The organism is Lactobacillus sp. W8174, assembly GCF_016100975.1.
Classification (GTDB): domain Bacteria; phylum Bacillota; class Bacilli; order Lactobacillales; family Lactobacillaceae; genus Lactobacillus; species Lactobacillus juensis.
Genome location: NZ_JACFRN010000002.1, coordinates 186,730 through 209,539, shown reverse-complemented (window position 1 = coordinate 209,539; position 22,810 = coordinate 186,730). Strand labels below are relative to the sequence as shown.

Annotated in this window: 23 protein-coding genes; 5 read left to right on the top strand and 18 right to left on the bottom strand. The window is 35.5% G+C overall.

The annotated features are described in order from the left end of the window. Positions 1-24: 24 nt before the first annotated feature. The 10 genes from H3U49_RS03985 to H3U49_RS03940 all read right to left on the bottom strand — a co-directional run bounded on the left by H3U49_RS03985 (position 25) and on the right by H3U49_RS03940 (position 9,908). Positions 25-645 carry a glycerol-3-phosphate acyltransferase gene (locus H3U49_RS03985; RefSeq protein ID WP_198180077.1) on the bottom strand — a complete coding sequence of 207 codons (621 nt, stop codon included), beginning with the start codon at positions 643-645 and terminating at the stop codon, positions 25-27. Beyond that, complete coding sequence (locus H3U49_RS03980; RefSeq protein WP_198179881.1) at positions 645-1,766, bottom strand: LCP family protein; 1,122 nt, start codon at positions 1,764-1,766, stop codon at positions 645-647. The genes H3U49_RS03985 and H3U49_RS03980 overlap by 1 nt, the downstream gene beginning before the upstream one ends. Before the next feature lie 103 nt (positions 1,767-1,869). Beyond that, positions 1,870-2,436: an aldose epimerase gene (locus tag H3U49_RS03975; protein WP_198179879.1), complete on the bottom strand. Its 567-nt coding sequence runs from the start codon at positions 2,434-2,436 to the stop codon at positions 1,870-1,872. A gap of 341 nt (positions 2,437-2,777) precedes the next feature. Continuing rightward, positions 2,778-3,065 (bottom strand): type II toxin-antitoxin system HicB family antitoxin, encoded by a 288-nt coding sequence (locus H3U49_RS03970; protein WP_187153967.1) that lies wholly within the window; start codon positions 3,063-3,065, stop codon positions 2,778-2,780. A 184-nt stretch (positions 3,066-3,249) separates the two neighbouring features. Next, entirely contained in the window at positions 3,250-4,683 is a 1,434-nt protein-coding gene (locus tag H3U49_RS03965; protein WP_198179877.1) for an MFS transporter, read from the bottom strand. A gap of 140 nt (positions 4,684-4,823) precedes the next feature. Beyond that, positions 4,824-6,926, bottom strand: a complete 2,103-nt coding sequence (locus tag H3U49_RS03960; RefSeq protein ID WP_198179875.1) for a transcription antiterminator — start codon at positions 6,924-6,926, stop codon at positions 4,824-4,826. Between the two features lie 48 nt (positions 6,927-6,974). Then, complete coding sequence (locus H3U49_RS03955; RefSeq protein WP_198179873.1) at positions 6,975-7,265, bottom strand: PTS sugar transporter subunit IIB; 291 nt, start codon at positions 7,263-7,265, stop codon at positions 6,975-6,977. A gap of 23 nt (positions 7,266-7,288) precedes the next feature. After that, positions 7,289-8,686 (bottom strand): PTS galactitol transporter subunit IIC, encoded by a 1,398-nt coding sequence (locus H3U49_RS03950; protein WP_198179871.1) that lies wholly within the window; start codon positions 8,684-8,686, stop codon positions 7,289-7,291. Between the two features lie 22 nt (positions 8,687-8,708). Beyond that, positions 8,709-9,161 carry a PTS sugar transporter subunit IIA gene (locus H3U49_RS03945; protein WP_198179869.1) on the bottom strand — a complete coding sequence of 151 codons (453 nt, stop codon included), beginning with the start codon at positions 9,159-9,161 and terminating at the stop codon, positions 8,709-8,711. 27 nt (positions 9,162-9,188) lie between these two features. After that, positions 9,189-9,908, bottom strand: coding sequence for an L-ribulose-5-phosphate 4-epimerase (locus H3U49_RS03940; RefSeq protein ID WP_198179867.1), 720 nt, complete (start codon positions 9,906-9,908; stop codon positions 9,189-9,191). A gap of 536 nt (positions 9,909-10,444) precedes the next feature. On the opposite strand from H3U49_RS03940, the gene hflX reads away from it, so the two are divergent. Beyond that, complete coding sequence (gene hflX / locus H3U49_RS03935) at positions 10,445-11,725, top strand: GTPase HflX (RefSeq protein WP_198179865.1); 1,281 nt, start codon at positions 10,445-10,447, stop codon at positions 11,723-11,725. Between the two features lie 135 nt (positions 11,726-11,860). On the opposite strand, the gene H3U49_RS03930 is transcribed toward hflX, so the two are convergent. The 4 genes from H3U49_RS03930 to H3U49_RS03915 form a co-directional block, all read right to left on the bottom strand. Continuing rightward, positions 11,861-12,763, bottom strand: coding sequence for a C40 family peptidase (locus tag H3U49_RS03930; RefSeq protein ID WP_198179863.1), 903 nt, complete (start codon positions 12,761-12,763; stop codon positions 11,861-11,863). Between the two features lie 163 nt (positions 12,764-12,926). Continuing rightward, complete coding sequence (locus tag H3U49_RS03925; RefSeq protein WP_198179861.1) at positions 12,927-13,658, bottom strand: C40 family peptidase; 732 nt, start codon at positions 13,656-13,658, stop codon at positions 12,927-12,929. Positions 13,659-13,859: 201 nt separating this feature from the next. Beyond that, positions 13,860-14,456, bottom strand: coding sequence for a C40 family peptidase (locus tag H3U49_RS03920; RefSeq protein WP_198179859.1), 597 nt, complete (start codon positions 14,454-14,456; stop codon positions 13,860-13,862). Between the two features lie 87 nt (positions 14,457-14,543). Further along, complete coding sequence (locus H3U49_RS03915; RefSeq protein WP_198179857.1) at positions 14,544-15,098, bottom strand: guanylate kinase; 555 nt, start codon at positions 15,096-15,098, stop codon at positions 14,544-14,546. Positions 15,099-15,192: 94 nt separating this feature from the next. On the opposite strand from H3U49_RS03915, the gene H3U49_RS03910 reads away from it, so the two are divergent. Continuing rightward, positions 15,193-15,507, top strand: coding sequence for a DUF2187 domain-containing protein (locus H3U49_RS03910; RefSeq protein WP_198179855.1), 315 nt, complete (start codon positions 15,193-15,195; stop codon positions 15,505-15,507). Positions 15,508-15,615: 108 nt separating this feature from the next. Beyond that, a complete protein-coding gene (locus H3U49_RS03905) occupies positions 15,616-17,139 on the top strand; it encodes an O-antigen ligase family protein (RefSeq protein ID WP_198179853.1) in 1,524 nt (507 codons plus the stop codon). 186 nt (positions 17,140-17,325) lie between these two features. Here the strand turns inward: H3U49_RS03905 and H3U49_RS03900 are convergent, their stop codons facing one another. Both H3U49_RS03900 and H3U49_RS03895 read right to left on the bottom strand, forming a co-directional pair. After that, positions 17,326-17,946 carry an LVIS_2131 family protein gene (locus H3U49_RS03900; RefSeq protein WP_198179851.1) on the bottom strand — a complete coding sequence of 207 codons (621 nt, stop codon included), beginning with the start codon at positions 17,944-17,946 and terminating at the stop codon, positions 17,326-17,328. Positions 17,947-18,067: 121 nt separating this feature from the next. Beyond that, positions 18,068-18,625 (bottom strand): hypothetical protein, encoded by a 558-nt coding sequence (locus tag H3U49_RS03895; protein ID WP_198179849.1) that lies wholly within the window; start codon positions 18,623-18,625, stop codon positions 18,068-18,070. 360 nt (positions 18,626-18,985) lie between these two features. Between H3U49_RS03895 and H3U49_RS03890 the strand changes: the two genes are divergently transcribed. Together H3U49_RS03890 and H3U49_RS03885 are read left to right on the top strand one after the other, a co-directional pair. Beyond that, positions 18,986-20,563 carry a multicopper oxidase family protein gene (locus H3U49_RS03890; protein WP_198179847.1) on the top strand — a complete coding sequence of 526 codons (1,578 nt, stop codon included), beginning with the start codon at positions 18,986-18,988 and terminating at the stop codon, positions 20,561-20,563. A gap of 99 nt (positions 20,564-20,662) precedes the next feature. Then, positions 20,663-21,373 carry a C39 family peptidase gene (locus H3U49_RS03885; protein ID WP_198179845.1) on the top strand — a complete coding sequence of 237 codons (711 nt, stop codon included), beginning with the start codon at positions 20,663-20,665 and terminating at the stop codon, positions 21,371-21,373. 175 nt (positions 21,374-21,548) lie between these two features. On the opposite strand, the gene H3U49_RS03880 is transcribed toward H3U49_RS03885, so the two are convergent. Both H3U49_RS03880 and H3U49_RS03875 read right to left on the bottom strand, forming a co-directional pair. Next, entirely contained in the window at positions 21,549-22,025 is a 477-nt protein-coding gene (locus H3U49_RS03880) for a threonine/serine exporter family protein (RefSeq protein ID WP_198179843.1), read from the bottom strand. Positions 22,026-22,028: 3 nt separating this feature from the next. Then, positions 22,029-22,805: a threonine/serine exporter family protein gene (locus H3U49_RS03875; RefSeq protein ID WP_198179841.1), complete on the bottom strand. Its 777-nt coding sequence runs from the start codon at positions 22,803-22,805 to the stop codon at positions 22,029-22,031. Positions 22,806-22,810: the final 5 nt, after the last annotated feature.

Below are 22,810 nucleotides of genomic sequence, written 5' to 3'. Positions count from 1 at the left end.
TTTTCCTCACTAAAAATGATGCTATTAATTATCACGCTTAATACCCAACTTTTTCTTAATTGAGTATAAAACATCCACCCTTTTTGCCTTTCCGGCAAAAAAGTCACGAAGATCATATCTAAATTTATAGACCATAACCATCGTCATAATCAATAATACAATTCCGGCTTCCTTAGTTGTTAAAAATTCATATAAACTGAACAATATTATAAAAATTATTGGTGGAACCGTCAAATTTTGTAATATTATCAACAGGAAAAAGGCAATTAACAAAGTTACTGCGGCTAGCGGTGTATCATATAATGCTGCTACTATCACAGCGACCGTTACACCCTTACCACCATGAAAATGTTCCCAAAAAGGAAAGCAGTGGCCAAGCATTAAGCCCAAGCCTGCATAAAGCAAAGCAATATTATCTGAGAAAAAACAGTGTACTATTAAAAGGCAAATAAGAGTTTTTAGTATATCGCCAATACAAGTTAATATACCCCATTTTTTACCAAACACAGCTCCGACATTTGCAGTTCCCGGATTACCTGAACCCACCTTTGTAGGATCTTGATGCAAGGCAAAGCGACAAATCAAAACCGCAGTAAGAAGGCAGCCAAACCCATATCCAATAATGATTGACCACAAACGCATTATCAATAGTCACCTTCTTCCTGGTAACTTTGATCTTGATAGTCCTCATATATGTGATATTCTTGGCTATCAGGGTTTTTAAAACTGAAGCCATCAATTTTATTACGCTTATTCTGATAAGTTTCATTATTATTTACAGCTGCTTCAGATAAACCAAGTTCTGCTCGTAAGTAATCTGATACTCGTTGTAATTCTTTAGTAGATTGCACCTGATAAGAAGAGCCATCTATTGTGGCATTGTGTCCATGAAGATAATCATTTTTTACGTTTTTAGTAGAATCACGATAATTGAAGGCGATCTGACGCAATGCATCAAAGGGTAAATTAGTTTTAAGATTCCCCGAAACTGACGACAAAACTGAATCAATGCGCGTTAAAGTATTAATTGAAACTGATTTCTTTATGATAGTAGTAATCACTTGACGTTGGCGCTTTTGACGACCATAATCACCTTCTGGATCATCATAACGCATTCGTGAATATGCCAAAGCACCACCACCACCCATGTGAGTCAGCTGATTTTTCTTAAAAATATAACCACCATATTCAAAGCTCAAAGTAGGCCTAATATTAATACCACCAACATCACGGATGAGGCGCATAATGCCCTTCATATTTACTAAAACATAGTACTTAATTGGTACATTGACTAACTTGGACACGCTTTTCATCGACATGGCAGCCCCACCAATGGGATAAGCTGCATTTATTTTTTTAACTTGAAATTGGTCAGCACCGACCATTTGAGCCATAGTGTCTCGCGGAACCGACATTAAGGTATAGCGCTTCTTTTGGGGATTAACAACAGCAATAATAATGGTATCGGTGTTGCCTATCTTGTCTTTACGGTCAAGTGCTCCAGTATCGCTGCCCATTAACAGCACTGCAAATTTTTTCTTACCGTTGAATTCACCATTTTTAATCTGCACACCGTTTTTAGCATCGTATGCACTATCTACTGTATCTTTTGTGCGAAAATAAATATATGCTGAATACACACAGACTGCCAAAGCCAAAAACGCAATAAAACATAATAACCACGCTAAAACACGCCTTTTTTTATGGTAATCTTTTGCATGTAATTCAACCCGACTTTTATCCGGATGATTATCGTTGTGATCCATAACTTTTACTTACCCAAATTTTAATTACAATGAGTACATTATAGCAAAAAAAACAAGCCACTGCCGGTTTGCCTATTGTATCTTATTAAAATCATTAATTTATTTAATTCAAGGCTAGGGTTAATCTTAAATCTTCGTCACTTTCACTAGCCAGCGTAGCTGCATCATATGCAGCACTAATCTGGTCGTTCTCAGCCGTTAACGTAAAGTTAGCAGAAGCTATAGTTAAATTGGTTTTATCTTTACTTAATACAATTTCGTTAGCATTAGTATTCACTTTCCAACCCGAAAAAACTGGTATCACGAATTTAACTGAAAAAGGCATATCTTTATGAGAATTATTTTTCAGATAAAACTTTATGCCAATTCCATTTCCTTCTAACGCGTAGGTTAATACAGCTTCAAAATGAAACGGGAACTTTTTATAACTTGAATTATCATCAATCAAAGCCAAACTAACACGTGAATCTCCCTTGTCTACAACTGTCCAGGGCAGGATATCTGCTAGATTTTCCTCTAGGTCAGCTCCTCTAAAAATAACTTCTAATGCTTTTTGCGCGTCAACATCTTTCAAATAATCAATTTGACTATTCAGGGCAATCAAGTTAACTAACCTGGCACCCTTTTCAGAAACCGCCACGCGCAAAACAGAACTTTCAATTGTTTGCATAATTTACTCCCAAACTTTTTCTCTTTCAAAAATAGCACTCAAATAGTGTTATTGTCAATTTGATCAGAATACAAAATTATTTGCAATTTCAACTTTTTATTTCAATTAAATTATTGAAAAATTATACTTAAATTTTCAAAGCATGATATAATAATGTGCTTTTTGGATAGCATTTTAATTTAAAGTTTATTTTAAAGCATTTTTACCAAAAGAAGCCAAATTTATTAGCAAAATTTATTTAGATATATTATAATTAACTTGTTCCCGAGAATTATAATAAAGTTTTTGGAACAAGTTAATAAAAAGGGCATCCCAAGAAATTGGGGTGCTTTTTTTATATATTATATTTCGTAATTAATGCGATCACGCGAAGCTTCGGTTAGGTCTGCAGAAACTGGTGCAACAAATGAGCCATCATCTGGCAATTCAATATCACTAACCTTGCTGACCTTGGGTAATACTGCTTTATTATAAAGGCGACTGGCAAGAGTGTCAGCTGCCATTTTCATTGACTCACGCAAGCCCTGCCCTTCAGTTATTCCACCTTTAACATCAGGGAAACTAATTACATATATATCATTTTCCAGTGGCTTAAAAATAGCTGGATACGTCACAACTTTATGGTTCATCCTAAACCTCCTCGTTTTGCTCTTTCCTTCTATCATAATATACCCAAATTGCCAAAAAGAAGAAATAATTATTAAAAAATTATTTTTTAAAATAAAAAAGAGTTGGATTTTATAATTTTTGAGATAACTACAAAATCTAAAAAATTTGGAGTCATATCAATTTGCAACACTTTTTTATATTTAATTATTTATTATTTTTAAATAGTCTCCATCCACTCAGAAGAACGGTAATTAAACAAATTATCATTGAAATAATAAAGACCACATGCATGCCATAAATAAAAATTTCAGGTTGTTTAGGCAAATAAGCTGTAACTCTTTCTCCTTTTGCTCTGCTCATTGCAGCAAATAATACCGTAGTAGCACTTGATATCCCAATGACCATTCCTAAATTACGGGAAAGTGAATTAATACTGCCGGCAATGCCTAAATCTTTTTGCTCGACCGAACTCATAACTAAAGAATTATTTGGCGAACTGAATATGCCACTGCCCAATCCCATAATTGCAATACTAATTATGAATAGCCACATAGGTGAGTTCAAGTTGCACAATGTATAACCAATCTGACTGATTAACAATAAAACTAAACCAATAAAAGTAATCAACTTAGGACCAATTTTATCAGAAACAGAACCAGCAACTGGGGCAGCAAACAGTTGGACTACAGGTAGTATCATTAAAATTAAGCCTGTTTTTCCCGGTGACAAGTGACGAGCATTTTCCAAATAAAAAGGAGTAACCACATTAAAGAAAAAGTTAGTAATAAAAATTAATAATGCACAAAGCAGACTAATTGAAAAATCTGGATTTTTGAATAATTTAAATTGCAATAATGGATTTGCTACATGATTTTCAACATAAATAAACCAGATAAAACTGACCAGACCTACTAGCAACATTAATAAAACCGGTAAAGAACTAAACCCTAGCTGTTGCCCTAAAAAAATACCGCCAAACAAAGTAATCATACCTAAAGCAAAGCTGAAAGAACCGGCCTTATCTAAAGCGGATTTAGTAAAAGTAATGTCCTTAGGCAGGAATATAGCACCAATTATTGCAGCTATCAGGCCAACAGGAACATTTAACCAGAAAATATAAGACCATGAAAGATGACTTAAAATTAAGCCACCAAGTCCTGGGCCAGCAATAGAACCCAAAGCAACAAAAGAACCGATTGTACCTAATGCCTTTCCTCTCTCAGTAGCAGGAAAAATTTCAGTAATGATCCCATTATTAGTAGCCATAGTCATAGCTGCACCAAAAGCCTGCAGTGCTCTTGCCACCAATAAAAATATTAAATTAATTCTAATTCCAGATAAAAGCGAACCCCCAATAAAGAATATGGCTCCTAGCCGGAAAACCTTGATTTTACCGTAGATATCACTTAATTTGCCAAAAAACAGAATAAAGCTGCAGACCACAATCAAATAAAGTGAGACCACCCATTCAGATTGACTCATAGGGATGTGCAAGTCTTTACTGATCACTGGCAAAGCAATATTAACAATTGTACCGTCTAAAGTTGACATGAATGTAAACAGACCCACAGCAACTAATATCCACCAGCGATTTTTTTGGACCCTTTGATTAGATTGATAGTTTAACGTTTGTGCCATTTTAATTATCTCCGTTTCAAAATTTAGTTAGGTACCTTAATAGATTGAATTATACTCCTTTTTTTCTATCTGCCAAATAAAAAAGCGACCACTTATTATGTAGTCACTTTCCCTGATTTACAGGTGAATATTTAAGTAATCTAAATTGACAAAAGTAATTTACGAACATCTTGCGGACTATGAGCAGTAAGCAAATGCTTAACATTATCGGGATTTCTAACTATATCAACTAACTGCTCTAAAGCTCTTTCATGTTCTCTTTTTTGTCCTGGTGACAAAATAATCATACAAACGATGGTGGCCTTTTGCTGGCGAATTTGGATACTAAGAGGCTTGTCCAATAAAATTAACGATAGCCCTACTTTTTTATTACTACTGCTTGGTGCAGCATGAGCCAAGAAAATATCGTTTGAAATAAGCATATATGGTCCATACTGCTTAATCAACTTAACAATCTTTCCAAAATAATCATTATCTACTATGTTATTTTTTTCAAGTAATTGACAGCCCATTTTCAAAACTTGCTGCCAATTTAAGGTATTATTATGAACAAATTTAATTCTATCAGCAGGTAATAAATTGCCTAAAGTTGGTAAGCCAAGTTGACGGTTTTCATTAATTGCCGGTGAAATAAACTTATCAAGACTTAACCGCAAACCGTTAACGTCTTTCACATCTGCATATTCGTTGATAATTGATAAAAGATTGCTTACTGTACTTTTATTATGTTCAATTTTCTGCGGAACTTCTTGACGGAAAAAATTTTCAATAATACTTTCATCATGCTTAGTTAGGACTGCTTTAACTTTGATAACCGGAATTGGATAAATCTTTTCCGGCAATATAGCAGTACTAATAATTAATTTTGCCTGATATTCATGTTTAAAAATCAGTGGTAAATCTCGAATTTCGAGTGGCAGTGAAAATTTAATTAAAGGATACATTTTATTGAGTTCATGATAAAGCATTGCCGAGGTGCCAATACCGCTTGTGCAAACAACCAGAACTTCAGCCAGAGAGGCCCTTTTTATTTTATCCTTATTTGATATATCCTGATATCCCTTAGTATTAACTGAACCAAAATAAAGACATATTAGTGCTACTTCTTCACTAGGTAATCTTTTTTGTAAATATTGCTCTAAAGGTGCACAGGCAATTGCAGTAAATTTGACTAGTTCTGGGTATTGACGCTTAATTTCATTAACTTCACTAGAAGAAAATGGTATGTCAAATTTAACTCTAAAAAATGTAGCATATAAATGGTTACATAAAACTTTAGTAAACAATTTGTAAGAAATTTTTTGTTCTGTTAATTGCTCATAGCGAAAAATTATTTCCTGAGCTATTTGATCTAAGTCCTGATATAAAGAATCATTTACACAGTTGACCTCAGTTGCTTGCGAGCACAAAACTATTTTACTTAAAAAAACCACTTCACCTTCAGTGATTTTTTTACTTGTAAGAAGGTAGAGCAGATATTTACAGTTAGCTAAAACATTAGTTGTATTGTTAGCTATCCAATTGTAATCAGCTGTAGTTTTAACATAACGGTCATTTTTAATCCTTGAATAAATAAATACCAAAAGATAAGCCAGTTGTTGAACAGAATTTTCAGAAAAATTCATTTGAAGATTTTGCTGAATACCCTCAACTAGCTCTCTAGATTTAGATACCGGAAACTTCAAGCGTTCTATATACTTATAAACCAATTTATTATGCTGCATCAATAATTCATAAATAGTGATACGAATAGCTGACTCACTACAATTTGTTTTATGTCCCAAGTGTGAGCTAACTATTTCTAGTCTTGGGAAACATTTGTTAACTGCTTTAAAGTCTTTAATAATTGTATTACGAGAGCAATTGAATTTTTGTGCTAATTTATTAATTGAAAGATATTTATTCTGATCTATCAGCAATAAAACAATCATAGTCCGACGATCTAAAGCATCCAAAGGTACTTCCAATTCATGAGTTGACGTTAAATTACCTAGACTAGAACCAGCTATTATACTTTTTTTGGTCTTATCGGTTATCTTATATCCGTAACGTGGCACATTAATTACTTCATCAAGATGATTTTGTTTTAGCGTATTATTGATGGTTTTTAACCAATTAAAAGCTGTTCGACGCGAGATCTTAAACGTTTCCAGAATCTCTTTTAAACTCACAAAATCTGGCGCTTGAAGTAAGTACTTAAAAAGCTTGCTAGCCGGCGTCATGGCATAATTACTTGTTGCCATGTTAATCACCCTTTAAATTTAGTAACATAGCAATTCATCGCAAAAAAACTAAAGACCTAATTTATCTACTACTTCATCAATAACTTTATCAATTCCTACATTAGTTAGAAGTGGCAAGCCATTAATAACTGGGATTTTAACAGCATCATTATCATATTGAGTGGTAGTAATAACTAAATCATATTCAGGGGCTAAAGACTCAATTTGTGCAACTGATGATTGTCCTAAAGAATATTCATCAGTTGAAATGCCACGATTACTTAATTCTTCCTCTAATTTATTCATAGCGGTAGTACTAGTAACAACACCTGCACCGCAAGCAACTAAAATTTTTTTCATTATTTTTCTCCTTGTTCAAACAACTATTTTTCTTTGGTATTTGCTGCCATTTGATTTTCTTCAGCGATAATCTTTTTCCTGTTCCACCAGCAAAGTCCTACGATCAGAATAATGCCAATTGCATAAGCTGCAATCTTATAAGGGGCAACTTGAACGATCAGCCAAGGATACGGGTTGGAACCATAATCAATACTTGAAATCAATGACGAACCTTTTGGTATAGCAAAATGAGCAGCACGAGCACATTTGGTAATAAGTGGTGCCAAATTAGTACCAATCCACAAACCAATGATGACATTAATGGCACCAATAATAAATGATCTGAAAAAGTCACCGTGAGTAATTGAAACTATTAATGGGAACATAAAAACAAAACCTACTAAACCAATAGTTGGCAGGAATTGGTTCCCAGGTAAAATAAACGCAAACAATAGAGCAACAGGAATCATTAGCGTAGCACAAGCCAAAACTACTGGACTACCGATACCGACAGCTGTATCCATTCCGATATAAATTTTTCTTTTACCTGAAAATTTCTTTTGAGTAAATGCCTGAATGGCGTTTGAAACTGGTACAACTCCTTGTAATAATAAAGCTGCCATTTTTGGTGTAATAATCATCACGGCAGAAAGAGTAACGCCCATTAACATGATTTTACCCAGTTTAGTGGCGATAGTCATCCCTGGAATGAAGCCATATGCCAAAATTCCAATAATAATACCAATAGCAAAGCCTAAAAGTGTTGGTTCACCCCACGAACCGAACTTTTTGTTAAAGTCTTTGGCATCCATATGAATTTTATTGACGCCAGGGATTTTATCAATAATCCAGTTAAAAACAATTGCTACTGGTACAAATGAACCAGCGTAACCGTGAGGAATAGAAATTCCTGGTAATCCTAGATATTTTTCAGAAAGTGGTGCGGTTCTGTCAGCAGTAACCATAATTACAATCATGTTCACACTTGCTAAAAACAAGCTGAGTACAATGTCTTTGGTTAAAGCGTATACTAAGGAGCCACTAAACGCGAAATGCCAAAAGTCCCAAATATCAACATCAATAGTTGACGTGGTTTTTGTAATCAGCATTAAAACATTAATTGCTATTCCCAATGGAATCATACTAACTCCGACTGCAGTACCATAAGCAATCGCTGAAGCTGAAGGCCAGCCAACGTCAATTACTTGCAAATTCAGGTGCATTACCTGAATCATGTTTTTAATTGCCGGATTCATAACATCCGTTAGAATTGAAACCGTTGCATTTAAGCCGATAAATCCAATTCCTACCATTAGACCACCGCGCAATGCTTTGGTAAACGGCACTCGTACACACAAGCCAAAGATTAACATAATAATTGGTATTAGGACTGTTGGTCCTAAACCAACTATATACATAATGAAATCAATAACAGGTTTCATAAATAACTCCCTCTCTTTATTTTTAAATATGCTTAGAAACAATTTGATAAAGTTCCTGACTATCAGTCAACTTTTGTAAATCACTTAAAAGCTCTTGGTTTTGAAATAATGTCATTAACTTTTGCAACATCTTAACTTGACTGTGTGGGTCTTTTAAAGCAAGCATCACAACAATCTGAACGTTTAAGATTTTTTTAGTCTCAGCCATATTGTGAAATGGTACTGGCTGATCCAAAGTAGCAAAAGCTATTGCTGCTTCATTAACGTATTGCACATCTGTATGAGGAATGGCAACAGCAATTTTGCCACTGGGCAAACCTGTCGGATGAATTCTTTCCCTTTGCATAACTGCTTTTTCAAAAGTGTTTTTAACCTTACCGCTTATTTGCAGTTTATTTGCTAAAAAATGAAGAACTTCATCCGCTGTATTTACTTTTACATGTGCAAAAACTAATTCTGGAAGTAAAAGCTTCATTTATTCACCTCCTTTATTGGGTAATTTTTAATTGTGAGAAAAAGATTTCGCACTAGTCTGACCGTAGTAAGCATTAGCGCCATGCTTTCTATAATAATGTTTATCAAGCAGGTATTGTGGTAATTCACAATTTTTTCTAGTTAGTTGCAAAGTGTGATAATCCTCTTCTGCGACAACTTCTAAAACCTTGGCATTATATACTGCCTTGTCTGGAGTTGTTCCCCAGCAGAACGGCCCATGCTGACTAACCAAAGCAGCAGGAGTTGCTTCATAATCTAAATGGCGTTCTTTAAATGTACGCACGATTGTCTTACCTGTGTTTCCTTCATAGTCTGCCGCAATTTCTTCTTTGGTCAGTGCATCGGCTGCTGGAACATCAGTGTAGAAGGTATCGGCATGGGTAGTATTAAGTGCCGGAATATCCATTTTTGCTGCCGCAAAAGCTACTGCCCACGGTGAATGAGTATGAACAATGCCACCAATTTTGGAAAAGTGGTTGTATAAATAGGTATGGGTTGGAGTGTCACTTGATGGATTAAGCTTGCCTTCAACCACCTTGCCGGCTAAATCGACTACTACCATATCCGCAGGTGTTAATTTGTCGTATTCAACTCCTGAAGGTTTAATTACAAACAATCCTTGCTCACGGTCGATACCAGAAACATTGCCCCAGGTAAAAGTAACCAAACCTAATTGAGGTAACTGCATATTGGCCTCATAAACTTCTTTTTTTAATTGTTCCAGCATTATTTAGCCTCTTTCTATATGTAATCGTTCTCAACCAATATTCAAGCACGACAACAGAATAAGCAAAAGTCAAGGTTATCTATTATTTCTGGTGCAATTAGTTAACTAGAGATTTGGGCAACAAAAAAGCACATCGATTAGGATGTGCCTATTTACTTTTGTATTTCCTATAATAAAGATTTACGGAATTTCGCCATAATTGCGTCTTGTTCTGATTTTAAATAAACTGCATTTGCACAATTTTGTCGATAACTCGTCCGTAAAAAAAGATGAAAACTTTAGAATTTCGATTACTAATAATTTTTATAACCAGCAGGCGCATAGTAGCCCAGCATTCGTAAACGAGGTCTTGAGTATCTTTGGTTCTTTTTGAGACGCTTAACTTTTATCACTTCACTTCTTCTTTTTGGTAAACTAGCCGTTTTGTATTAAAATTAAACTATTATAAGTATAAGCGCGAAAGAAGAATGAAACATGTGGATTGACAATTTTTAAAAATTAATACTAATAACTTTTATGTACAGAAAGAGAATTAAATGATTGATAATACTCCACGAAAAACAAAAGCATTTATTGCTGGCGCCAATTTAAATGATCCCAATTTTGACTACTACATGAATGAACTGGCCAATTTGACAGAAGCAGCAAACATGGAGGTTGTAGGACAAGCTCGACAAAATGAGGAGCATATAATTGCTGGTACTTATTTTGGTTTGGGAAAAATTAATGAAATTAAGGATATGGCACACGGCTTAAAAGCAAAAGTTCTGATACTTAACGATGAGTTAACTCCAGTGCAAATCCGAAATTTAGAAAAATTAACTAAATTACGGGTAATTGACCGCACCGAATTAATTTTAGAAATTTTTTCAAAAAGAGCACGTACTAAACAAGCAAAACTGCAGGTGCAACTGGCACGCCTGCAGTACGAATTACCACGGTTGCACCCGTCAGAAAATACCTTGGACCAGCAACGCGGTAATGGTGGTTCAACTGGTGGCGGTTTCGCCAACCGTGGTGCTGGAGAATCCAAGCTGGAATTGAACCGCCGCACCATTGGTAAACAAATTTCTATTATAAAAAGAGAATTACAAGCAATTGATAAGCAGGAACAAATCAAGGCCAAAAGGCGTAATCAAAACCATATTCCTAAAGTAGCGCTTGTAGGTTATACCAATGCTGGCAAATCAACCACAATGAATGGGTTGTTAAAAGAATTTTCCAAACATAGTGATAAACAGGTTTTTGTTAAAAATATGTTATTTGCAACTTTAGACACAAATGTGCGCAGAATTGACTTAGAGAATAATTTTAGTTTTATTCTTTCAGACACAGTTGGGTTTATTTCCAAATTGCCCCATAATTTGATTGAGTCTTTTAAAGCAACTTTACAAGAAGTAAAAGATGCTGACTTATTGATAAATGTTGTTGATGCCTCTGATCCCAACATGATCCAAATGATTCGCACTACACAAAATGTGCTCAAAGAAATTGGTGTTAAAAATACCCCGATGATCACTGCCTACAATAAGGCCGACAAGTCGCAGCGAAATTATCCCCAAATTGAAGGCAGTGGCATTTTATACTCGGCTGTTGATACTAAATCGATTGAAACCCTTGCTGACTTAATAACGAAGCGTATTTTTTCCAATTATAAAAAAATTAATTTGCTGTTGCCTTTGTCTGCAGGGAAAATTTTATCTTATTTACACGAAAACGCCCAGGTATTAAAAGAAAGTTATCAAAATGATGGCGTTCATATTGCTGTACGACTGTCACCCAGAGAACAAGCTCAATTTGCCGGTTATATTGTCTAAAAGAATCGCAGCATTAAAAATAACATAAACAAAAAGATTCTCACGTTGCTATGAGAATCTTTTATTTTAATATAAATTGTTATTAGGAAAGCAGATCAAATTAAAGTCAACTTAATCACAAATTTTGCCAGTTAATTACTGAAGAACGCGCTTTGCTACACAAGGATAAAAATATGAGCTGATTGATTGCAACACCACACCTTGTTCAGGAGTTGCAGCACTGACGTACTGGTTATTTCCAACATAGATGCCAACATGATAAGGAGCATCTGGCGAGCCCCAATATAACAGATCTCCAGGCTGCAACTGGCTCATTGCCACTGTTTGCCCAACTTTTACCTGGTCAGTGGTTATTCGTGGTAATTTTATACCACCAGCTTGATTATAAACATATTGCACCAAACCAGAGCAATCATAATTATCTGGACCGTTGCCACCCCAGGCATAGCCTTTACCTAATTGACTTTTAGCTAAATTGACTACAGCCTGGGCACGCTTTGAAACATTGTCAGAAATACTATTATTAGCTACATTAATTGTACTTACGTTATTTTTATTGCTCTTTTTATTAATAACATTGTTTAAACTAGGAACAACTACTTTTTGTTTTTGAACCTTTTGTTTTTTTGGTATTTTTAATGCTTTCTTAGGTTTTATCTGTTTATTTTTCTTTTTTGTTGCAGCAGGTTTTACTTGTTCATGAGCAGTTCTGGCATCAGCTTTAGTTTCCAGGTCCTCAGTGTAGCGAGCTTCAATCCACTCACTATCACCAATCATATACCATAGCTTGCCCTTGCGATCAACCGCTGTTTTAGCAACATTCCACTTGCTCTTATTTTTGGCACGAAAACTTATTAGTTGTCCACCTTCATAATTCGTCCAAATTTTGACATTTTTATTGGGCAAACAACTAATTTGCACCCGCTTGACAGGTTCTTTTAATGTAGCAGCATCCACGGCTTTTTGTGGAGCAGTCACACCAATTCCAGTTAGCGTCAATGCTGCAGCAAGTCCCATTTTCCAAAAGTTACACTTCATCAGATCGGTTTCTCCTTCAAAATAGCAAAAATGTGATCATAAATCAGTATTCAATTTTTATTTTAGACGCTTTAAATATTTAATCAAGTTACACTAATCAAACAGTACTAAAAAAACACTTAGAAATTTTCCAAGTGTTTTAATTTATTCAAAATATCTTCTTTCATTCAAGAACACGTTTTGCAACTGACGGATAGAAATAAGAACTTAAATTTTCTTTCACAACCCCTTGAGCCGGAGTAGCAGCATGAACATATTGATTGTCACCAACATAGATACCTACATGATATGGTGCTGTTGAGGAACCCCAGAACAAAAGATCACCCGGTTTTAAATTTTGCAGGGAAACCTTTTTGCCCTGCTTAACTTGTGAATAAGTTGTACGGCTTAAATTTACGCCAGTAGCCTTGTTATAAACATATTGAGCTAAACCAGAGCAATCAAAACCTTGTGGTCCGTTTCCACCCCAGGCATAAGATTTACCAACCTCGGCTTTTGCCAAATCAGCAACTTTTTCTGCCTGCTTTACACTCTTTTTCTTAATAGTTCTAGCTTGAACTTTCGCAATTTTAGTTCCCGGCTTGACAGTATAACGAGCCTGAATCCATTGACCCTCACCAATTTGATACCAAGTGTTGCCTTTTTTATCAATTGCTCTGCTCAAAACCCGCACCGTTTTACCATGCTTAATTCTTTTACCAGTAAAAGCCGGATTTTCATAATTATCCCAAACATTAATGCCGTATCCAGGAACATAATTGATTTTTAGCTTGTTTGTAGCTGCTTTAACATTAGTAGCCGCAGAACTAGTATTAACTGCATTCGCAATTCCAAAGCCAGTAATAGTCAAGGCCGCAGCAGTAGTAAATTTAACCAGATTACTTTTAACTTTCAAAACCAAAATCCCCCCGTATTAGCATCAAGTTATTTTAAAATTAAGTTCTATTTCTATGTTACAAAATCAATTTTACACGCATATTGTTACAATATGGTTACAATAATAATACCGGTAAGTAAAAAAGCCCTTTCAGCTCACTGTAACTGAAAGAACGTACCTACAATTTTTAAAATTTTAAAATACAGAATCAGAGTTTAATTAGTCTAATATACGCTTTGCAGCGGAGGGATAGAAATATGCACTAAGTGATTGTTTTAAAACACCTTGACTTGGTGTAGCTGCATGAACAAATTGGTTATCTCCAACATAAATGCCAACATGATAAGGGGCAGCGGAAGAACCCCAGAAAAGTAAATCGCCCTTCTTCAATTTTTTTAATGAAACTTTTTTACCTTGTGTTACTTGAGAATAAGTAGTTCGTGGTAAAGTTTTATTTCCAGCTTTTTTATAAACATATTGTACTAATCCAGAACAATCAAAAGAATAAGGACCTGTAGCACCATATACATATCCTTTGCCAACCTGTTTTTTGGCTAATTTAGCTACGGCTGTCCGCTTTTTGGTCACTGCACTGGCACTGACATCATTCACTGTAGTAGCACTAACTACTGTTACACTAGTTGCACCAGTGAAAAACAAAGCTATGACAGTTATTAATCTAATTAATATCTTTGAATGTCCGTGTTTCAAAATTAAACTCTTTTCTAATTCATATGCGAAAATTGTTCGTAAATATAACAAATGATAGTTGGAAATCACTCGTCCTATTTCTTCGACATTTTCTATAATACTCATTCAATGTTACACGTTTGTTTCAAACGAGCTACAAAACGTTAAGAATTTTATTTTTGAAATAGAGACTTTTTTACAAAAGCAATTTAATTAGTTCAGTGTTTTTCTGAGGCCTGTGACAATGGTGAGGAGTTTTTTTTCAGTCTTCTGCCAGTCATCATTAATTAATACGTGGGCATCTTTTTTAAGGTTATCAGGTAACACATTTAGTTCACTGCCGCTTAATCGCTCTTTAATTTTATGAGGGTCATCGCCTCTGTTTAGTAAACGTTCCGCAAGCATTTCTTTAGAGCTGGTAGTAATGTATAAAAAATAAACTTGACTATTGATTGCAGCTAAATATGAAGCAGCTCCCTTAATATCAACAATCAAAGATACTACATCATGGTCCAGCCAGGCATTTTCTAACGCTTCTCTGCTTGATCCATATTGGTATGAGCCGTATTTAACGTGCTCAAAAAAATGTAGTTTTTTAAAACTGGCATCAGTTTCAAAATGATAAGAATTTTCGGCACTTTCTCCCGGTCTAATTGGCCTAGTTGTGTGAGTCAAAACTCTGGGAATATCGAACTTATTTGCTAAATATTCTGAAATAGTTGTTTTACCGGCTCCACTCGGCCCGGCAATTAAAATTAATTTTTGCAAAATCCAAGCTTCCTTTACTTGAAAACAATTCGCTTTTATAATAATATCTTTCTATTATAATGAAACATGGGTAAGAGAGGAAGTAAAATTTATTATGAAAAAAGCAGATGTGAAAGCAGATGACATTCTTAGCGCCAAATCTGAAGAAGAGCTGACCAAGCCATTTCTTGGTAAAGTGGAAAAAATTTACGAAAATTCTGCCCTGCTAAAAATTATTGATTATGATCCGACTGATAAGACTGCAGTTAGTGACTTAAATCAAAAAATAGTAGTCAATTTTAAGAATTTAAAGAGTGTTCCTAAAAAGAAAATTAAGGAAATTCAGGCTTTGGCCAAAAGCGATGTTAAAGTAGAAAAAATCAAAAAAGCTGCTAAAGAAAAAGCAAATACTGATAAGAAGAAAGATTAATAGCTATTTTTAATTAAGAAACAGTGAATAAAGATTCACTGCTCTTTTTTTTTGCTGCGTTTTTGCCTAAAATTAAACCATGAAAATATTTATGATATGGAGAAAAAAGTGAAAGAAAAAGCAAGAACTGTCTTATTTTGGTTCATTTTAATTCAACCTTTTTTAGATTTATATTGGTTTTATCACGGCACTCTAGCCAATATTTTACCATTTACTCTGCCTACCATTATTCGTATTTTAGCTGTGGCAACTTTAGTTTGCCTTTATTTTAGTTCGAAAAATTCCTGGCAGAAACTATCACGGGAAAAGTGGCTGCTATTTTATATTGTTCTTTTAGCCATCTATTCAGCACTGCATTTAGTGCATGTGCAACACTTTACCAGTGTCAGCCCCAACAATTATGGCTACACTGCCAGTGGAGAAATCTTTTATTTAATTAGAATGATGCTGCCCTTAACAGTGCTTTATTTAACTGATGAATTAGATTTTAGTCAAAAACAATTGCAACTGGTGATTGAAGGCATTTCAGGACTGTTTTCAGGTACTATCGTTCTTTCCAACCTTTTTGTCATATCCCTTAAATCATATGAAACGGGAACCATCAGCGCCAACATTTTTGAATGGTTCTTTAATCCAAATATTGGTTATTCGCACATGGCTTCTAAAGGTTTCTTCAACTTTACCAATATGATCTCAGCCGTCCTCTTTATGTTGCTGCCACTTATGCTTTACTATCTTTTCACTTCATTTAACTGGCACACCATTATATTAAATGTAGTGCAGGCTCTGGCAATGATCGAGATTGGCACTAAAGTGGCTACTATTGGTCTGATCGGAGGAATAATCATTGGTCTCATTCTGTTTGGCCTACATAAATATTTGATTAAAGATATAAAAAACGGTGGCAAGGCGTTTTTAGTTGCATGCTTAATTGAAGTAGGATCACTAGTGATTTTACCTTTTGGTCCTGCAATTCAGCGTTACAATTATGAAATTTACCTGGCCAAGCAGTCCGACCACGACTTAACTGATGAAAAAAAGGAACTAGCTACAGGCTTACAAAAATATCCTAGTGGTGAAAAAAGGGCTGATTTTTTACGTTACTTTATCAAGAAAAATTATCAGGAATATGCTCTTAATCCCAAGTTTGTCTTTAAAAGCTATCCTTACCAATACGACCCCGAATTTTGGCTTAAAATTATGAATGAACCGGGCCAAGCGCGAATGGAAAATCGTCACATTGAAAAGGCAATGCTTAATCAGGTAGTGCGGACAAATAATAATAAACTAGATAAATTTTTGGGCATTTCATACATTCGAGAAAACAACATCTTTAATTTAGAGCGCGATTTCGCCGCTCAAATATATTCTTTAGGCTGGCTGGGAATGCTCTTGTTTGTCGGACCATATTTGGCAGTACTAATTTATGGAGCATATAGATGGCTTAGATATAAGACAGCACGAACCTATTTAGCCAGTTCTTTAATTGTTTCCAGCATCTTTATCCTGCTTGCCGCCTTTTCTTCTGGTAATGTAGTCGACTTCTTAACAGCCAGCTTTATTCTCGCCTTTGTCGAAGGTAATCTATTAGTTCAAGTTCGTAAAAAGGAAACAATACAGTTTGTCCACTAATGTAAAATTTTATTTTTTAATAATTTCAATTTAAAAGGCCCCTTGTCAATTCTTTTGGCAAAGAGCCTTTTAAATTCATCAGTTATACTAGTAGTCTCGCCTAATTGCTAGTAACTATCTACTTAAATTTTCAAAGTAAAAGAAGCACACTTTTAAAATTATGCAAGCGCTTTATTTAAGTTAATTCTACTTTTCTTTGATAAATGATGAATCCGGAATCCTAATTAAATAGTAGCGCGTAGCGTTATGCCCAGCGTGCATTCCGATCCCATTCTGCCAAACTTTTTTATAGTCGGCTGTATAGATAGCAACATAAGCACGCTGATATTTACGATCCATTTTCTGCAACTCTTTTTTATCATAGGGAATTTTTGCGGCATTCAAATCCAAGGGGCTTTTGCCATATGCAACGGTAGCAAAATCGCTGGATACCTTAATTTTCTTACCTGGTCTGTAATAGGTAAAAGTCTGAGTACTAATCCTTTTCTTTTTCGAATTAATCGTTACGTAACTCGAATTACCTTCCCCAGTGTTCATGACAATGGGTTCGTAAGTAATGTGCGCTGTTATTTTGCTGGTATCTTCAAGGTCAGGATTATCCAGCATCGTTTTGTTAAAAAGCCAGCCAATACCGACTATTAAAACAACTACTTCAATAACATCGACTAGAAAATTAGGCCAGCTAAACTGCCTGTGCTTCTTGATAATCATAGTAATTCGGCGCTTGCGAATATTTTGCACAACAAAAACTAGATACAGAATAATAATTACCCATAACAAAACTCCAAGTAGATTCCAGCTAACCATAACGGACCTCCTGCTTCTTTCTCCATTATATTGTAAAAAGTATCTTTTGAATAGCTGAGCTTAAAAATAGCATTATTAAAGCAATAATTAAAAACCGTTCCCTATTAAAAAATAAGGATTTCTATTTAGTCTTTTTGGTAGTTTTTTTCTTAGTTTTATCAGTTTTCTTAGCAGCTGGCTCTTTAGTAACCGACTTCTTTTTGATTGAAGTCGAAGGCTTTTGGTATTCACGTACCTGCTTAATTTTTTCCTGCATTGCATTTGTCAGTCTGTCTACAATAACCGTTTCATCTTGTTCAATTTCTTCTTCTGTTGCTATCTGGTCAATTCTAAACCCTGATGCATTTAAATATTCTGATTTAGTTTCAAAATAAATGGCCACAGGATATTCTTTACCTTCTTCGAAAAAATTAGCAATCTTTTTGTAGTTACTATAAGGCAAATTAATAATATTACTTTCTAAAGCAAAGGCAACTGGTCTCTGCCCGCTTATTTCAAGTGCAACATGACTTAATGAGCTATGCTTAAGCGCAGCTCTGGTTTCTTCAACTAATTTAGCCGCTAACTCTTGTATTCTGGCTTTTGACTTACTAATTTCTGCATATTTAACAGTTTCTAAGTCTTCAATATAATCTTGTTTTTCTATTTTTGTAGTTAAATCTGTTAAGCTTATTTTCAAATTAAAAACCCTTATCTAAATTTATCAAATTTTATCAGTCTTTTATACGATACAAAAAGTTTTGTTTAAAAACAATTTTTTTATTTCTTTTAAAAATATTTTTTTAAAAAACACTTTTGCTATTCAATGTTAACAAAAAATGGTCAAATGCTGTTTTTATTCAAAGAAAACCACTGTTTAAGCAGAATTTTTGCCAATATTAAATAACACTTTGCTCTATGAAATTTTGAAAAAGCGCTTTTATAAATTATTATTAAAAAAACTTAACTTTATCTACTTTACAAGCGTTTTCACATAGAGTAAATTTAACATGTAACTAAAAATTTTTCACTAAATTTTTTAACTGAAAGGTAGACGAATATGTCAGATAAAGTTTACACAGATTATTTCTATAATTCCGAAGATTTTGATAAAAATCACGAAATGGGATACAAGGATCTTCACATTCCTGAAGGTGTTGAAGCCCAACCTTTAATTGTTCCACCAGTATTAGAGCCTGATAAACAAGAAAACAATGATGTTTGGTACACAATTGATTCCCAGGAGGGTGACTTCCAATTTTTGCCAGGTAAAAAGACTCATACTTGGGGCTACAACTTCCCAGTTCTTGGTAAAACTATGGTTTTGACCAGAGGTCAACACGTTCACGTAACTTTGAAGAACAGCTTGCCAGAATTAACTACATACCACTGGCATGGTATGGAACTTCAAGGTCCTGGTAACGATGGTGCTTGCCACTCACCAGTTTATCCAGGTGAAGAAAAGCAAATTGACTTTACTGTTAAGCAGCCGGCAGCCTTAACATGGCTTCACGCTCACCCATGTCCATCAACAGCCATGCAAGTTTGGATGGGGCTAGCAATGGGTGTCGTTATTACTGACGCCAACGAAGCTAAGTTACCAATTCCTAAGACATACGGCAAGGACGAGTTCCCAATTATTTTGCAAGACCGTATTTTCCACGAAGATAACCAATTTGACTACAAGGCAGACTATAACGCAATGGGTATCTTTGGCGACACTCCAATTATCAATGGTGTTGTCCGTCCATACGTTGATGTCACTACTCAAAAAGTACGTTTGCTCTTCTTAGGTGGTTCTAACCGTCGTGAATGGCGCCTGCACTTTAGCGATGACTTGGTAATGACCCAAATCGCCGGTGATGACTCATTCTTGGAGCACCCAGTTAAATTGACTAAGGTTTTAATCGGACCAGGTGAGCGTCAACAAGTAGTTGTTGATTTCAGCAATTACAAAGAAGGCGATGTTGTCAACCTTTACACTGATGACTTCAAGTTGGTTGAATTCAGAATTCACAGCTATGAAAAAGATGACAGCGTAATTCCTGACACATTGTTCAAACCATACGATCCAGTTGTTAACCCTAACTCACCAATTCCTCATGTTACTATGGACAACCACAACATGATCAATGGCAAGTTGTTCTCAATGGAAAGAATTGACATGAAGCAGGAATTGATGAATGCTGAATACTGGGATGTAACTAACACTAACGATAAAGTTAACGGTATGTTGCACCCATTCCACACTCACGGTGCCCACTTCTTGGTTGTATCACGTAACGGTAAAGAGCCATATCCAAACGAAAGAGGCGTTTACAAGGACACTATCGAAGTAGCACCTCAAGAAACGGTTCGCATAAAGGTTTACTTCCAAAACACGGGTGTCTTCATGTACCACTGCCACATTATCGAGCACGAAGATGCCGGTATGATGGCGCAAATTCAAATTGTTGATCCAAAAGAACCAGACAAGAAATATCATTTGATGGACATGGAAACTTTGACTAAGGCTTTTGCTGAAGAAAGAGGAGTACCTGAAGACGAAGTCTTCTGCCCAGGAATGGACGTTGAAGGTATGGCAGTTAAGGGTGAAGATCACAGTCTTGATGCTTTATCAAGCGCAACTCACCACTAATTACCGCTTTCAATAAAGAAAAAATAAAATTTAGCAAAATCGCTCATTAATTTGAGCGATTTTTTGCTTTTAATAATCATCCTATGTTTAAATAGGTTTATGAAAAAGAAAAGATTTTCCATTAAAGCAATTTTGATACTACTACTGGTTATTTTTTCTCTAGGTTTAGTTTTTACAATCTTTAACTCGGCTGATTTTAAAGACCGTTATGACTGGTTAACCTTGAAATCATTCCAGAAGCTAGATGTTCCCCTAGAAAATCAATATCCAGATCTGCCTAATGGTTGCGAAGTAACTTCTCTGTCAATGCTTTTACGCTATTATGGTATCAAGGTAAATAAACTAAATTTGTCTGAAAATATAAAACACGTTTCTTCTTATACCGATAATGGCAAATATCGGGGCAACCCTCATGTTGGTTTTGTTGGTTACATGAGTCAGGCAAATGCAGGCTGGTGCGTTTATAATGAACCGCTAGAGCAAGTTGCTCTCAAGTATACTAACCGTATTAAGAATTTCACGAATCATGATTTTATCCAAGTAATAAAATTGGTTTCTGATGGTCATCCAGTTCTAATCATTACCACCACCAATTTTAATCATGTTAGCGACATGCAAACGTGGCAAACAGCTCAAGGTGAAGTCCATGTGACTCCGTCTTCACATGCTTGCGTTATTACCGGCTTTGATAAAAAGGCAAAAATCGTTTACGTTAATGATCCCTTTGGTCATAAAAATAAAGCAATTCCGTGGAGAAACCTGGAAAAAAGTTATAACCAGCAAGGCAAACAAGCATTATATCTAGAATAGAAAAAAGAGCAGATTCAATTAAGAATCTGCTCTTTTTCAAATCGAGGCCCGTTAATAATAACAGGTGACTACTTCTGTTCACATCAGGTTGGTCAACCGCCAGCACTTCCCGTGCCTGCCACTTAAGGCGGACGTCCTCATACAAATACGCATCTCGCGTTTTTGTCGACTCGCACTAATTATTATACTTATCTGAGTGACGTTTGTAAAATTTTTTTATTCTGAAGAAAATTTCCACACACATGTTCGACAAGAGCATCCCCAAAGCAATTGAACCTGTGACTATTATTACTCTTAAAACTGCATCATTTGCACCCCTGAGGTTGCCGGATGTTAATTCACGCACAGCCTGATATGCTGGAACACCTGGCACTAAAGGCACAATCGCTGGGATATAAAAAACTGTAGCCGGGCATTTTTTCATTCTGGCAAAAACTATTCCTAAAATACCAATAGCAAAAGAGCCAAGTAAATTGGATAATAACCGACCCATCGACGCTCTCATTGCCAGCCAATAAATAATCCAGCTAATAATTCCACTCACGCCGGCTAAATTAAGTACCCTGCGCGGGACATTGATTGTTAAAGCAAAGCCAGCCGAAGCAAGGTAGGCAAAAGCAACATTAATTGCTATTTCTAACCAAAAAGGCATTTTTTAAGCTCCTAAAAATTTCAAGACAATACCAACTCCGCCGCCCAATGCAAATGCTGTAAGCAGAGCCTCACAAATTTTCACCATTCCTGAAAGAATGTCACCTTTAAATAAGTCTCGCAGTGCATTTGTCAAAGCAAGACCCGGAACAAGCGGCATTAATGCACCAGTTAGAATATGGTCAATAATCATTTGCGGAAAAAGTTGAACTAAACCGGCTGCAATTACCGTCATAATCAGGGCTGCAACAAGTTCAGCCAGGAATCTTACGTTAGTAAAACGTTTAAAATAATAAAATGAAAGAAATCCAATAGCCCCCACGATAGCCGCGGCCGGAAAATCAATCCAATCATAATTATTCATGAACAATACCATGAGCGTTGCACTTAAAATAGCGGCACCAATTGTCTGCAGCCATATAGGGAAAGTAGGATAACCTCCCTTTGCCATCTTAGTAACTTCGTTTTTAACTTCTTGCAAAGTTATTTTTTTATCTGCAAAAGCTCGCGACAAAGAATTGATGCGGTCAACTAGTTCAAGGTTGATATTGCGCTCATGCACAAGTGTGCTCTGGCAATAGTTACCGTGATCTAAGCTCAGAAAAACACCCGTTGGCACAACAAAAACACGTGGATCCGGTTCACCGGCACTTTTGGCAATTCGCACCATCGTATCTTCAACCCGATACATTTCGCTGCCGCCTTCAATCATTAATTCACCGGCAGTTAAGCAGGTTTCAAGCAAATCTTGGTAAAATAATTCACCTGGTCTAGCACTCATTTTTC

What these genes read in the sequence shown, in the direction of transcription:
- H3U49_RS03940 (WP_198179867.1), bottom strand. Translation starts at nt 9,908, where the DNA reads ATGCTGGAACAATTAAAAAAAGAAGTTTATGAGGCCAATATGCAGTTA.
- H3U49_RS03975 (WP_198179879.1), bottom strand. Translation starts at nt 2,436, where the DNA reads ATGCAAACAATTGAAAGTTCTGTTTTGCGCGTGGCGGTTTCTGAAAAG.
- H3U49_RS03875 (WP_198179841.1), bottom strand. Translation starts at nt 22,805, where the DNA reads ATGAGTGCTAGACCAGGTGAATTATTTTACCAAGATTTGCTTGAAACC.
- hflX (WP_198179865.1), top strand. Translation starts at nt 10,445, where the DNA reads ATGATTGATAATACTCCACGAAAAACAAAAGCATTTATTGCTGGCGCC.
- H3U49_RS03955 (WP_198179873.1), bottom strand. Translation starts at nt 7,265, where the DNA reads ATGAAAAAAATTTTAGTTGCTTGCGGTGCAGGTGTTGTTACTAGTACT.
- H3U49_RS03965 (WP_198179877.1), bottom strand. Translation starts at nt 4,683, where the DNA reads ATGGCACAAACGTTAAACTATCAATCTAATCAAAGGGTCCAAAAAAAT.
- H3U49_RS03900 (WP_198179851.1), bottom strand. Translation starts at nt 17,946, where the DNA reads ATGGTTAGCTGGAATCTACTTGGAGTTTTGTTATGGGTAATTATTATT.
- H3U49_RS03960 (WP_198179875.1), bottom strand. Translation starts at nt 6,926, where the DNA reads ATGGCAACAAGTAATTATGCCATGACGCCGGCTAGCAAGCTTTTTAAG.
- H3U49_RS03920 (WP_198179859.1), bottom strand. Translation starts at nt 14,456, where the DNA reads ATGAGTATTATAGAAAATGTCGAAGAAATAGGACGAGTGATTTCCAAC.
- H3U49_RS03980 (WP_198179881.1), bottom strand. Translation starts at nt 1,766, where the DNA reads ATGGATCACAACGATAATCATCCGGATAAAAGTCGGGTTGAATTACAT.
- H3U49_RS03945 (WP_198179869.1), bottom strand. Translation starts at nt 9,161, where the DNA reads ATGAAGCTTTTACTTCCAGAATTAGTTTTTGCACATGTAAAAGTAAAT.
- H3U49_RS03885 (WP_198179845.1), top strand. Translation starts at nt 20,663, where the DNA reads ATGAAAAAGAAAAGATTTTCCATTAAAGCAATTTTGATACTACTACTG.
- H3U49_RS03910 (WP_198179855.1), top strand. Translation starts at nt 15,193, where the DNA reads ATGAAAAAAGCAGATGTGAAAGCAGATGACATTCTTAGCGCCAAATCT.
- H3U49_RS03880 (WP_198179843.1), bottom strand. Translation starts at nt 22,025, where the DNA reads ATGCCTTTTTGGTTAGAAATAGCAATTAATGTTGCTTTTGCCTACCTT.
- H3U49_RS03970 (WP_187153967.1), bottom strand. Translation starts at nt 3,065, where the DNA reads ATGAACCATAAAGTTGTGACGTATCCAGCTATTTTTAAGCCACTGGAA.
- H3U49_RS03930 (WP_198179863.1), bottom strand. Translation starts at nt 12,763, where the DNA reads ATGAAGTGTAACTTTTGGAAAATGGGACTTGCTGCAGCATTGACGCTA.
- H3U49_RS03890 (WP_198179847.1), top strand. Translation starts at nt 18,986, where the DNA reads ATGTCAGATAAAGTTTACACAGATTATTTCTATAATTCCGAAGATTTT.
- H3U49_RS03950 (WP_198179871.1), bottom strand. Translation starts at nt 8,686, where the DNA reads ATGAAACCTGTTATTGATTTCATTATGTATATAGTTGGTTTAGGACCA.